Source organism: Frondihabitans sp. Leaf304 (assembly GCF_001423105.1).
Classification (GTDB): domain Bacteria; phylum Actinomycetota; class Actinomycetes; order Actinomycetales; family Microbacteriaceae; genus Frondihabitans.
Map to the genome: position 1 here is coordinate 921,837 of NZ_LMNV01000002.1, position 12,542 is coordinate 934,378.

Annotated in this window: 11 protein-coding genes; 7 read left to right on the forward strand and 4 right to left on the reverse strand. The window is 67.6% G+C overall.

The window, feature by feature from the left end:
- From ASF54_RS04090 to ASF54_RS04100, 3 genes are all read right to left on the reverse strand, one after another.
- Nucleotides 1-960 carry a carbohydrate ABC transporter permease gene (locus ASF54_RS04090; RefSeq protein ID WP_084815932.1) on the reverse strand — a complete coding sequence of 320 codons (960 nt, stop codon included), beginning with the start codon at nucleotides 958-960 and terminating at the stop codon, nucleotides 1-3.
- Nucleotides 960-2,303 carry an ABC transporter substrate-binding protein gene (locus ASF54_RS04095; protein ID WP_084815933.1) on the reverse strand — a complete coding sequence of 448 codons (1,344 nt, stop codon included), beginning with the start codon at nucleotides 2,301-2,303 and terminating at the stop codon, nucleotides 960-962. Before ASF54_RS04095 ends, ASF54_RS04090 begins: the two co-directional genes overlap by 1 nt.
- A 74-nt stretch (nucleotides 2,304-2,377) precedes the next feature.
- The gene (locus ASF54_RS04100; RefSeq protein ID WP_055959130.1) at nucleotides 2,378-3,448 is read right to left on the reverse strand and encodes an aminoglycoside phosphotransferase family protein; all 1,071 of its coding nucleotides are present in this window, start codon (nucleotides 3,446-3,448) and stop codon (nucleotides 2,378-2,380) included.
- A gap of 166 nt (nucleotides 3,449-3,614) precedes the next feature.
- On the opposite strand from ASF54_RS04100, the gene ASF54_RS04105 reads away from it, so the two are divergent.
- Complete coding sequence (locus ASF54_RS04105) at nucleotides 3,615-5,324, forward strand: RecQ family ATP-dependent DNA helicase (protein ID WP_084815934.1); 1,710 nt, start codon at nucleotides 3,615-3,617, stop codon at nucleotides 5,322-5,324.
- Nucleotides 5,325-5,345: 21 nt separating this feature from the next.
- Nucleotides 5,346-6,005, forward strand: a complete 660-nt coding sequence (locus tag ASF54_RS04110; RefSeq protein WP_055959133.1) for a hypothetical protein — start codon at nucleotides 5,346-5,348, stop codon at nucleotides 6,003-6,005.
- A gap of 22 nt (nucleotides 6,006-6,027) precedes the next feature.
- On the opposite strand, the gene ASF54_RS04115 is transcribed toward ASF54_RS04110, so the two are convergent.
- The gene (locus tag ASF54_RS04115; protein ID WP_235480933.1) at nucleotides 6,028-7,047 is read right to left on the reverse strand and encodes a LacI family DNA-binding transcriptional regulator; all 1,020 of its coding nucleotides are present in this window, start codon (nucleotides 7,045-7,047) and stop codon (nucleotides 6,028-6,030) included.
- Between the two features lie 200 nt (nucleotides 7,048-7,247).
- Here ASF54_RS04115 and ASF54_RS04120 point away from each other — a divergent pair, with 200 nt between their 5' ends.
- From ASF54_RS04120 to ASF54_RS04140, 5 genes are all read left to right on the forward strand, one after another.
- Entirely contained in the window at nucleotides 7,248-8,480 is a 1,233-nt protein-coding gene (locus ASF54_RS04120) for a sugar ABC transporter substrate-binding protein (RefSeq protein WP_055959136.1), read from the forward strand.
- A gap of 95 nt (nucleotides 8,481-8,575) precedes the next feature.
- The gene (locus tag ASF54_RS04125; protein ID WP_233573182.1) at nucleotides 8,576-9,451 is read left to right on the forward strand and encodes a carbohydrate ABC transporter permease; all 876 of its coding nucleotides are present in this window, start codon (nucleotides 8,576-8,578) and stop codon (nucleotides 9,449-9,451) included.
- Nucleotides 9,444-10,319, forward strand: a complete 876-nt coding sequence (locus ASF54_RS04130) for a carbohydrate ABC transporter permease (RefSeq protein WP_055959140.1) — start codon at nucleotides 9,444-9,446, stop codon at nucleotides 10,317-10,319. The genes ASF54_RS04125 and ASF54_RS04130 overlap by 8 nt, the downstream gene beginning before the upstream one ends.
- A gap of 10 nt (nucleotides 10,320-10,329) precedes the next feature.
- Entirely contained in the window at nucleotides 10,330-11,202 is an 873-nt protein-coding gene (locus ASF54_RS04135; RefSeq protein ID WP_055959143.1) for a ThuA domain-containing protein, read from the forward strand.
- Complete coding sequence (locus ASF54_RS04140; protein ID WP_055959146.1) at nucleotides 11,199-12,332, forward strand: Gfo/Idh/MocA family protein; 1,134 nt, start codon at nucleotides 11,199-11,201, stop codon at nucleotides 12,330-12,332. The genes ASF54_RS04135 and ASF54_RS04140 overlap by 4 nt, the downstream gene beginning before the upstream one ends.
- The last annotated feature ends 210 nt before the right edge of the window (nucleotides 12,333-12,542 follow it).

Genomic DNA, 12,542 nt, shown 5'->3' on the forward strand with positions numbered 1-12,542 from the left:
TCAGATCCCCTGCTCGGCGCGCTCGCGCCTGGTATTGGCTCGCCACTGGATGGCGGTGATCGCCAGGGTGATGAGGTAGATGGCGACGCCGACCGCGGCCCCGTAGCCGAGCAACGACGGTCCGGATTCGTCGAAGGCGAGGCGGTAGGCGTACGAGACGATGGTGGTCGTCGAGTAGCCGGGTCCGCCTCGGGTCATCGCCCAGACGGTGTCGAACACCTGGAACGAGTAGATGAGGTTCATGATCAGCAGGAAGAAGGTCGACGGCCCGAGCAACGGGAGCGTGATGTAACGGAACGACTGCCACGCGGACGCCCCGTCGACCCGAGCGGCCTCCTGCACCCCGGGGTCGACTCCCTGGAGGCCGGCCAGGTAGATAAGCATGTCGAATCCGACCCGCTGCCACAGCGTGACGAGGATGATCGCCGTGAGCGCCCAGGCACCGTTTGACTGCCAGTCGATCGACGGCAGGCCGATCGCCTGGAGCATCTTGTCGATGAAGCCGTTGTTCTGGTCGAACATCCAGGCCCCGAGGACGCCGGTGGCGACGCCGGAGACTACAAGGGGCAGGAAGATGATCGAGCGGAACACAGTGCGCCCGGGGAGGACGCCGTTCAGCAGCACGGCGATGGCGAGCCCGATGGCCATGCCCACCGGGACGGTGAACAGGGTGAAAACGCCCGTGTTGGCCATAGAGCGCCAGAACACCGGGTCGGTCACCATCGTGACGTAGTTGCCGAAGCCCGCCCACGTCGTCCAGCCCAGCGAGTCGAGCGACTGGAAACTGATCACGAAGGCGTACACCAGCGGGAGGAGGGTGAACAGGCCGAGCATCAGCACGTTGGGCAGCAGGAAAGCACTGGCCGCGATGGAGGTCGTTGCCCGGATCCTGAACGGGGTCTTCTGTCTGGTATCGATCCGACCCGGGCGGAGCGTCGACGCCGTCGAAGACGCAGACATCAGGCGACCGCCCCGCGGATTCCCGACGCGATGGCTCGGAGTGTCGTGTCGCTGTCGCCGCCGGTGAGGCCGAGCTCGAGCTGATCCTGCAGGGTGGTGCTGATGGTGGCGAAGCCGGGCACGGTGGTCTCCTTCACGACGACGTCGGTGATCGTGGTGGCCTGCTGGGTGAAGACCTTCATCGAGTCGGGCCGGGTCTGATAGTCGAGGGTCTCGGCGGCGAGAGACTGCAGCGTCGGCAGCTCGGTGGCGAGCTCGCAGAAGCGCTTCATCGCATCCTCGCTGACCAGGAACTTGAGGAACGCCGCCGCCAGGTCGGGGTTCTCGGTGCCCTTCCAGGCCACGATTGCGTTGCCGCCGAGGTCGGCGGCGGCCGTCTCGTCCTGCGGGAGGAACGTCGTCGCCCACTCGCCGCCCTGGTAGCCGTTGGCCTTGTCGGCGATCTCGGGCACGAGGAAGTCGCCGATGAAGGTCATCGGGACGGTCTGGTTGAGGAAGAAGTTGTCGGAGTAGACGGTCGTCTTGATGGTGTTGTTGGCGGGCACCCACTTCTTCTCGAAGAAGCCCTTCGTGAACTCCAGGGCCTTCCGCGAGGCGGCGCTCGGAATGACCGGTTTCGTCAGGTCGTCCGAGAGGAGGGAACCGCCGGCCTGGTAGACGAACGACGACCACCGGTAGGCGCCGGCGGCGGTCCAGTCGTAGGCGAACGGATACTTGGACTCCGGCAGCGATTTGCGCAGCTTGGCGGCCACCGCGCTGAACTCGTCCCACGACCACGCGTCGGCGAGGCGGTCGGGGACTGCGCCGATGCCCGCCTCAGCGAAGGCTTTGGTGTTGTAGACGACGGCGCTCGTATCGGTCTGATGCGGCACCCCCCACGCGCGCCCGTCGTACTGGACGGCGCTCCAGAACGCGGGCAGGAACGCCTCGGTCTCGGCGACGCTGAAGTACGGTGTCACGTCGAGCAGGACGCCGTGCGAGATGTACTTGCCGATCGACGTGTAGTCGACCCGGAACACGTCGGGAGCGGTGTTCGAGACGATGCCGCGATCGATACTCGAGAAGAACCCGGCGTAGGGCAGGGTCTTGAGTTCGATCGTCGTGCCGGGGTTCCTCGCCTCGAACTTCGCCTTGACCTCTTCGAAGCCCGCCGTCTCGCCGTCGCTGCCGCCCCAGAAGGCGAAGGTCAGAGTGCCCGATACGGCACGGCTTCCCGCCTTCGACCCTGCCGCGCCTCCCGCGGCGACAGGCCCGGGGGTCGAGGTGCAGGCCGCCAGGGTGGCCGCAGCCGCAGTGGCGAACGCGCCCGTGAGCACTCCTCGCCGTGTGATCGCCTTCGACACCGTTGTTCTCCCCGCGTTCGTCTACGAGGAAAACTAGGCGCGAATGGTCGAGAGCGCCCGGGTCACAACGACCTTCAGGCGAGATCGAGCCGTCTGGCCTCGTCCGCATTCGATCGCAGGCGCGACTCGACGAGACCGGCCAGACCGTCGTCCGACAGAATCCCGTCGAAGAGATCGACCAACTCGTCGACGGTGGCGCGCGACTTGTGGGTGAGCAGCTCGTGTGCTGTCTCGACCAGGTCTTCGACGGCGCGAACGCAGCCGAACCGCACGAGGCGATCTTCGTCGACCCGGTATGGGCCGTAACCAAGACGAAATGCCTCCCGATCGCTGTCGGAGATGGCGACGGAGAAGAGCACACCCAGCTCGACGAGCATCAGGTCGACCTCGCGTGGCGCGCGGACGGCATCGTCGAAGTCGATCAGCCAGGGCCGCCCGTCGGCGTCGAGCACGACGTTGCCGAGGTGCGGATCGCCGTGGCAGCTGACGCGGTTCGTCGGCTCTCGCGTGCTCCTCAGGGTCCGCGCCGTCTCGCGGAGTCGCTCGATCCGAGCGCGAGCGGCCGGCCACTGGCGTGCGAAGAGCGTCAGACGAGGATCCGCGTGGTCCGGCAGGGCGGAGACGAGGGCGTCGATCTCAGACAGCCGCCGGCGGACGTGGATGCCGGAGCGACGGATGCCGCGCCGAGCGGTCTCGGCCCGCGGCCCGATGATGTCGGCGGCGTCGGGGCCCGGATCCTTGTCGTCTGACGTGACCGGCCCGTGCTCGTGGATCCGGCGGAGCAGACGGCCGAAGGCCTGCCAGCCAGCCGTGTCGAGGCCGGCGTCGAAGGCGTCGTCCCCCGAGATCCACTCGGTTAGCGAAAGGCGTCCGCCGAGTCGCTCGCTCCAGGGGTCACGGCCCGACAGGAGAGGTTTGGGAACCCCGACGGTGCCGGCCTCGGCGAGGGACCGCATGAGGCGCAGCCCGTAGCGCGTGTCGCGGCGGGTCCATTTCACGGCCCACTCTCGCCCGTCGTTACCCCGTGCCCACCAGACGGTGGCGTCGGGATCCCAACCGCCGTCGAGCCGTCGTCTCTCGACCACAGTGAGATCGAAGTCGGCCAGCACCCAGGCGGCGAGCGATGCGTCGAGATCGGGGGACATCGTTCGACCGTACCGGCGGACGGGAGCGCACGACCGGTCGACCGGGTACGCTTCCCGACCGCGCCGCCGACGGGGTACGAGTCGGCCAGGGAACAACTGACAGTGGTCGGCGTGTCGATCCGAGGGGGGCTGGGCTAGACGTCTGTTCCCGTTCGAAAGAGACGCCATGAGCACCGCCCGCACCCGCCGCAGCACGCCGACCCACAGCGACACCCGCACCACCACCGACACCGAGCGCATCACCCGAGCCGCGGCCGACCTCTTCGGCTGGGACGATCTCCACCCGGCTCAGCTCGAAGCCATCGAGGCCGTTGTCGCCGGACGCGACACGCTCGCCATCATGCCGACGGGCTTTGGCAAGTCGGCGATCTACCAGGTCGCCGGGGCCGTACTCGGCGCACCCGTGGTCGTCGTGTCACCGCTCATCGCCCTGCAGGCCGACCAGGTCGCCGGCCTCATCGGACGCCCGGACGCGCCCGCCGCCATCGCCGTCAACTCGGGCCGGACGGACGCCGAGAACGACGAGAGCTGGGACCGCCTCGCGGCGGGCGAGATCACGTACGTCTTCCTCGCCCCCGAGCAGCTCGCCCGCGACGAGACCGTGGATCGACTGCGGGACGCGGGAGTGGCGCTCGTCGTCGTCGACGAGGCGCACTGCGTGTCGTCGTGGGGGCACGACTTCCGGCCCGACTACCTGCACCTCGGCGAGATCGTGGAGCGTCTCGGACGGCCAGGAGTCCTCGCCCTCACCGCGACCGGGTCGGGCCCGGTCCGGGACGAGATCGTGGAGCGGCTGCGTCTCGACGACCCGCTGATCCTCAGCCGGGGCTTCGACCGGCCGAACCTCCGGCTCGAGGTCGTCCGCCACGAAGACGACGACGAGAAAATCCGGGCCGTCGTCGATCAGGTCGCGGACGAAGTCACCCCCGGTATCGTCTACGTCGCCACCCGCCGGGAGACCGAGAGCTACACCGCCGAGATCGCCGAACGGTGCCCCGACCGGACGGTCGTCGGCTACCACGGCGGCCAGCGCTCCGCCGAGCGCGGAGAGCTGCACGAGCGCTTCCACGCCGGCGAGGTCGACGTCGTGGTCGCGACGAGTGCCTTCGGCATGGGCATCGACAAGCCCGACGTCCGTTTCGTGGTGCACGCCGATGTGCCCGACTCCCTCGACGCGTACTACCAGGAGATCGGCCGGGCCGGCCGCGACGGCGAGCCCGCGCTGGCGACTCTCCACTACCGGGCCGAGGATCTCTCTCTCCGCTCGTTCTTCGCGTCCGGGCTCCCCCGTCGCTCGGAGCTCCGCGCCGTGTTCACCGCCCTGGAGGCCGCCGGCCGACCCGCCACCCGTCGGGAGGTCTCCGACCAGCTCGCTCTCGGCTCCCGCACGGTGTCGAGGCTCATCGACCTGCTGCTCGAAGCCGGCACCCTGGCCGAGAGCACCGACGGCTTCGAGGTCGTCGGTGACTTCGACGCGCGCGGTGCAGCCGAGGCGGCTCGCGCGATCGCGAAGACCCGGGAGCGCGTCGAGAAGTCGCGGATCGACATGATGCGTACCTTCGCGGAGGCTCCAGGATGCCGGCGACGGCGCCTGCTGGGCTACTTCGGCGAGGACTCGCCCGAGCGCTGCGGCAACTGCGATGACTGCGAGCGCGCGGAGAGCGAGCCGGGCAGCGACGGGGCGACCGGTTCGGCAGACGGCACGCCGGATCCTGCGGTCTTCCCCACAGACTCGCGGGTGACGCACGCGGCCTGGGGCGAGGGCACCGTGATGAGCACCGACGGCGACCGGGTGACCATGTTCTTCGAGAGCGAGGGCTACAAAGTGCTCGGCGTGACCGACGTGGTCGAACACGATCTACTCACGCTCGTCTGAGAAGCCCGCTAGCATCCACCCGTGGTTCCCCTGATCAGTCTGGGGCTCGTCATGGGCTTCAGCCCCGCCCTCACGGGCATAGCCCTCCGCGTGCTGACCCGCGGCGACCGACACCCCCTCCTCCTCATCGGCAGCCTCTGCCTCGGCATGGTCGTGGCTGCGACGCTTCTCCTCGTCGCGTTCCGGAGCGTCGACCCGCAGACGTTCATCGACTCCTATCGCGGACGCGTCGAGGCGGCTCTCATCCGCCGATCGGTCGACTTCGTCGCCGCAGCCCTCCTTCTCCTGACGGCTTTCGTCGTCTTTCGTCTGAGCCGGAGACCCCGAAAGATCAGGCGGCCCCGAACCCGGCGAACTCGACCCGTCGACCTCGTCGCCCTCGGCTTCGCCAATACGCTCGTGAGCATCAGCGGCGTCGTGACCATGTACGTCACCGGCCGCGTCATCTCCGGGTTGAGCCCTGACTGGGGCCTGCGCATCGCGGCCTACGGCGTCTTCGTCGCGGCCATGATCGGGCCGTACCTCGTGCTCGGCCTCCTGTGGGAGCGCCTGCCCGGGGTGGCCGGGCTCGCGGCTCGCGGATCCTCGTGGCTCGGTCGGCAGGATTTCCGCCGTCTGCTCGCCGCAGCGCTCGCCGTGACGGGTCTCGTCTTCGTGGGACTCGGAATCGCCGGCGCCTGAGCGACTGGTCGGCTTCTCGGAGCTACCGCTCGCGCGCCACCACGGTCGAGTCGGCGACGTTCAGCACGCAGGGCAGCAGCACGTGCGGCAGTTCGGTCGATCCGGTGTCGAGTCGGGCGACGAGCGCCTCGACGGCCAGGCCGCCGAGCTCGTGGCCGGGGGCGTTCATCGTCGAGAGCACCGGCTCGGTCGCGGCCCCCGACTCGTTCGACGAGGCGACGGCCAGGATCGAGACGTCGTCCGGCACGCTGAGCCCCGCCGACGTAAGGCCACTCACGAGCCCGAACGTGGAGTCGTCTTTCATGATCATGACGGCCGTGAGTTTCGGATCCTGCTCGAGCAGCATCCGGGCCGCCTCCCGGCCGCCTCGCGCCGAGGGTCCGCACGCCACGACCACCGGGGTGAGCTCCCGGCGCAGCATGCCGCTCCGGAACGACCGCTCGACGCGGATGTGCGGGCCGTAGCCGTCCATCGAGGTGCCCTCGAGGTCTTCGATCACGAGACCGATTCGTCGGTGGCCGAGACCCTGCAGGTAATCGAGGCCGTTCTCGACGGTGGTCTCGAAGTCCATGTCGACGAACGGCAGAGCCGAAGGATCCGACGTGCGCCCGATCGACAGAAAAGGCACGTCCATCTCGACCAGCTTCTCGATGCGCGGGTCGGTCATCTTGACCTCCATCACGAGCACGCCGTCGGCCAGACCGCCCGAGAGCAACTCGGTGAGGTCGTCGGCGGTGGTGCCGGCGGGCCAGAGCACGAGGTGGTAGCCGAGCTCGGAAGCGCGGGCAGCCGCGCTCGACACGAATTGCAGCGCGGTGCTGCCGAGGCGGTGCTCGAGCGCGGGAAACAGCAGAGCGAGGATCCGGGTGCGACGGCTGGCTAGCGCACGGGCCACGACGTTATTGCGGAAGCCCAGGTCGGCCATGGCCGTCGTGACTTTCTCGCGCGTGCCCGGCGAGACGTTCTTGGTGCCGTTCACGACGAACGACACGGTCGCGATCGAGACGCCCGCGCGGATCGCCACCTCCTGCATGGTCGCCATGCCTGCCCCCTCGTGGTCCCGGTGGAGTCACTGTACTCGTGAATCACTCACAAAAAATCTGCGTTAAGCGCTTTACTGGCTAAGCGCTTTACTGCTACGGTCGTGCCCACTCGGGAACGCGACGAAGCGATCCGGCTGCGGCTCCCGATCGCGGCAGTCACGATGCCGTGCCCTGCACCCATCAAGAGAAGAGCTAAGCAATGAAGCCTAGATCCCGATTCGGAACCGCCCTTGGAGCAGTCGCCATGGCTGCCACCATCCCCCTCGTGCTCGCCGGCTGCTCCGGCAGCGGAGGTTCGACGTCGTCCGGCAAGGTCGACTCCATCACCGTCCTCGACTACTACAACCAGGGCAACGACAAGACCGTCATCGGCGACTACCTCGACAAATGCGGGGCCGCGAACGACGTGAAGATCAACCGGACTCTGGTGCCAGGATCCTCGTTGATCCAGAAGGTCCTCCAGCAGGCCTCCTCCAAGACGCTGCCCGACGTGCTAATGCTCGACAACCCCGACCTGCAGCAGATCGCCGCGACCGGCGCCCTGTCGCCGCTGACCGACTACGGCATCTCGACCGACGGCTACGCAAAGGGCGTACTCGACGCCGGTACCTACAAAGACAAGGTCTACGGCCTCGCCCCCACCGTCAACACGATCGCGCTGTTCTACAACAAAGACATCCTCGACAAGGCCGGCATCACTCCCCCGACCACCTGGGACGAGCTGAAGACCGACGCGAAGAAGCTCACCAAGGGCAGCCAGTACGGCTTCGCGGTCGACGCGAACGCCACCTACGAGGGCACCTGGCAGTTCCTGCCGTTCATGTGGTCGAACGGCGGCGACGAGAAAGACATCAACACGCCCCAGACCGAGGAGGCCCTGTCGCTCTGGACCGACCTCGTGAAAGACGGCTCGATGTCGAAGAGCGTCGTCAACTGGACGCAGGCCGACGTGAACGACCAGTTCATCGCCGGCAAGACCGCGATGATGATCAACGGCCCGTGGCAGATCCCCGGCCTGAAAGACAGCAAGGTCGATTACGGAATCGCCCAGATCCCCGTGCAGTCGGCCAGCGACACCGCGGTCGCCCCGCTCGGCGGCGAGGTCTGGACGGTGCCGAACACCGGCGACAAGGCCAAGCAGAAGGTCGCGGCGAAGATCGTCGACTGCATGAACTCCGAGAAGAACCAGCTCGGCATGGCGAAACTCCGCTACACGATCCCCTCGAAGACCGCCGCGGCCGAGCAGTTCGGAAAAGACGTTCCCGCAGAGCAGGTGTTCGTCGACCTGGTCGCCAGCGCTCGTGCCCGGACGGGCGAGCTCGGCGAAGACTGGCCCAAGGCCGCGACGAAGATCTACACCGCCGTGCAGTCGTCGCTCACCGGTCAGTCGTCGCCCGCCGACGCACTGAAGAACGCCCAGTCGAGCAACTGACGATGACCTCCACCGCACAGGCGCGCACCACGCGCCGGGCCGCGGCCGACGAGACTCGCGTCTCGTCGCCGCGGCCCCGGCGGAGGCCGGGCGGGATGAAGCTGGAACGACTGTTCCAACTTCTGTTCCTGGTGCCGGCCGCCGTCTATCTCCTCCTCTTCTTCGGCTTCCCCGTCGTGAAGAACGTCATCATGAGCTTCCAGGCCTACACGACGACGACCTTCTACACCGGCGAAGCCCCCTGGGTCGGCCTGCAGAACTACGTCAAGGTGCTCGGCTCGCAGCTCTTTGGCACCGCGCTGCTCAACACCGCCCTCTTCACAATCGGCTCGATCGTCGGGCAGTTCGCGATCGGTCTCCTCTTCGCCCTGTTCTTCCGCCGCAATTTCCCGCTGTCGGGCGTGCTCCGCTCGCTGCTGCTGCTGCCCTGGCTGCTGCCGCTCATCGTGTCGAGCGCGGTCTGGAAGTGGATCCTCGACCAAGACTCCGGCGTTCTCAACCAGTTCCTGGGCGGAGTCGGCATCGGCCCCGTGCCCTGGCTGACAAGCCCGAGCGTGGCCCTGATCACCGTGATCCTGGTCAACATCTGGATCGGGATCCCGTTCAACACGACGATCCTGTACGGCGGGCTGCAAGACATCCCCGAAGAGCTGTACGAGGCGGGCTCGCTCGACGGCGCGACCGGGTGGAAGGCCTTCCGCCACATCACCTGGCCGATGCTGCGACCGGTGGTCAGCGTCGTGCTCGTCCTCGGAGTCGTCTACACGGTCAAGGTGCTCGACATCATCCTCGGCCTGACGAACGGCGGCCCGGCGAATGCCACGCAGACGATCGCGACCCAGTCGTACGACCTGTCGTTCAAACAGTTCGACTTCGGCTCGGGAGCCGCTCTCAGCAACATCCTCATCGTGATCTCGGCCCTGTTCGCGATCGTTTATCTCCGCCTCAACAGGAAGGCCGTCGATGACTGACACCGCACTCCCCCTCCGGCGCCCCTCCGGCCGCGGGGCAACGCCCAAACCCCGCCTCCGCGGGAACGGGAAGAAGTACCTCCTCACCGCCGTCGGCGTGCTCATCCTGGCTGTCATGCTCTTCCCGGTCTACTGGATGATCAACATCTCGCTGCAGCCCGCCGGGCCGGCCATCGAGGCGGCCTGGTTCCCGATCCACGCGCAGTTCAACGGCTACGTGCAGGCGTTCCAGGATCAAGCGGGCAACCTCGTCACCAGCCTGCTCGTCGCTCTCGGGAGCGTGATCATCAGCCTGGTGATCGCGACGCCCGCTGCCTACGCGCTGGCCCAGTTCAAGGTGCGGGGCGTGAACGCCCTCCTGTTCGGGATCCTGATCTCGCAGATGATCCCGGGCATCGTGGTCGCGAACGCGCTCTACGCCGCGTACAACGACCTCGGTCTGCTCAACTCGATTCCGGGGCTGATCCTCGCCGACTCGACCGCGGGCATCCCGTTCGCGATCCTGATCATGCGGGCCTTCATGCTGAACATCCCCACCTCGATCATCGAGGCGGCGAAGGTCGACGGGGCCGGCAACTTCCGGGCCTTCCGCTCCATCGTGCTGCCGATCAGCGTCAACTCGCTGATCACCGCCGGGCTGTTCACGTTCCTTTTCACCTGGAGCGACTTCCTGTTCGCCCTCACCCTGACGACGACGCAGGACGTCCAGCCGATCACCCTCGGCATCTACCAGTACATCGGCACGTTCACTTCCGACTGGTCGACCGTCATGGCCGCCGCCGTGATGGCCTCCATCCCCGCCATAGTGCTGCTTCTCGCAGCCCAGAAATTCATCGCCGCCGGTGCCACCGGTGGCGCGGTCAAGTAAAGGACTCCCCATGACTGACACCACGTCACCCCTCCGCGCTGCGCCCCTTCGCATCACCGTCTGGGGCGAGAACGTCCACGAGAAGGTGGAAGCTCACGTCGCCGAGCGCTACCCCGACGGCATGCACGGGGCCATCGCCGCCGGCATCCAGGAGAACCTCCCCGACGCCGTCATCACCGTCGTGACGATGGACATGCCCGAGCACGGCCTCACCGACGAGCTGCTCGAGAACACGGACGTGCTCACCTGGTGGGGGCACGCGGCCCACGCCGACGTCGACGACCTCATCGTCGACCGTGTGCACCGCCACGTGCTCTCGGGCATGGGCCTACTCGTGCTCCACTCGGGCCACTGGTCGAAGATCTTCGGCAAGCTCATGGGCACCACCTGCACCCTGCGCTGGCGTAGCGAGCACGACCAGGAGCTCGTGTGGACGGTCAACCCGCAGCATCCCATCACCCGCGGCGTGCCGAACCCCATCGTGATCCCCGAGCAAGAGATGTACGGCGAGTACTTCGACGTGCCGACGCCCGATGAGCTCATCTTCATCTCGGGCTTCACCGGCGGCGAGGTGTTCCGCTCCGGAATGACCTACCGTCGCGGCCTCGGCAAGATCTTCTACTTCTCGCCCGGCGACCAAGACTTCCCCGTCTACTTCCACAAAGACGTCCGTCGCGTACTCGCCAACGGCTGCGAGTGGGCACGCCCCGAGCGCCCGCGTGAGATGCCGACGCTCCGTCGCTACGACCTCGGCGAATACTTCGACGGGCAGCACTACGCCGGGCCGTTCGACCACCCGCTCGAGGCCCCTGCCTCTCCGGCGGAGGCTTCCGCTTCGGGGTCGGACGTCGCGGCGCCGGCCGGATCCTCGGTCTCCGCGTGAGCGCCTTCCGCCGGGTCGACTCCGCCGACCGGCCACTCCGGGTGATCCAGGTCGGCGCCGGAGGCATGGGTCGGGCGTGGCTCTCGACGGTCGCTGCCTCCCCCGACGTCGAACTCGTCGGCATCGTCGATCTCGATCTCGACACGGCGCGTGCCGGTGCCGCCCACTACGGCGACCCGACTCTCCCGGTAGACGTCGATCTCGAAGCCCTCGTCCAGTCGACCCGGCCCGACGCGATCCTCGATATCACCGTGCCGGTCGCGCACCACCCGGTGACGACCCAGGCGCTCTTCCTCGGGTTGCCCGTGCTCGGCGAGAAGCCCGTCGCACCGACCGTCGCGCAATCGCTCTCGCTGGTCGCTGCGGCCGAGATCACCGGCGAGCTGTTCATGGTGTCGCAGTCGCGCCGCTACAACGACCAGCTCGTCGCGTTCAAGCAGCACGCCCGCCTGCTCGGACGGCTCGGCCTGCTCAGCACACAGTTCGCCAAGGCCCCGCACTTCGGTGGGTTCCGCGACGAGATGGACGACGTCCTCCTCCTCGACATGGCGATCCACGCCTTCGACTCGGCCCGCTACCTGCTCGACGCCGAACCGGTCGCCGTCTACTGCGAATCGTTCAACCCGTCGTGGTCGTGGTACCGGGGCGATGCGGCAGCCTCGGCGATCTTCGAATTCGAGGGCGGCCTGCGCTACACGTACGACGGCTCGTGGTGCAGCCCCGGCCTCGAGACGTCGTGGAACGGCTCCTGGCGGGTCTCGGGCGAGGCCGGCGCCGCGATCTGGAGCGGTGACGACGCTCCCGTGAGCGAGATCGACGGCCAGCCGGGCAACCCAGGCGCTCTCGGATCGGTCGGGGTAGAAATCGCAGGATCCCTCGCGGCGTTCGTCAGTGCCCTCCGTACGGGCGAGAGCCCCGACGGCGAGGTGCACGGCAACGTGCTGAGCCTGGCCATGGTCGAGGCGGCCATCGCCTCGAAAAGCGAGGGCCGACGGATCCTGATCGACGATGTGCTCGACGCGTCGCTCGCTTCGGCGCTGGAGGTAGAGCAACGCGACGACGTGCGCGAGCGGTTGGCGTCGTGGGGTTCGGCGCGAGCGGCGCTGGGGCAGGTCGCGTCTGCCGTGTAGCCCCTACTTCCAAATTTGAAGGAGAAACCGCGCTCGGCCGGCGAAAACATCGCGATCGGCAGGGGTCGAGTGGCGGTTTCTCCTTCGAATTTGCAGCGCGGCCCGCGGCGCCTGCAGCCGACCCGCGATAGTGCACACCGCGCAATATTGTTCACCTGCGTGACCCCAGTTCGTGGGGTGCCGGTCAACTCCGTGTCTTAGCGTCAGCCC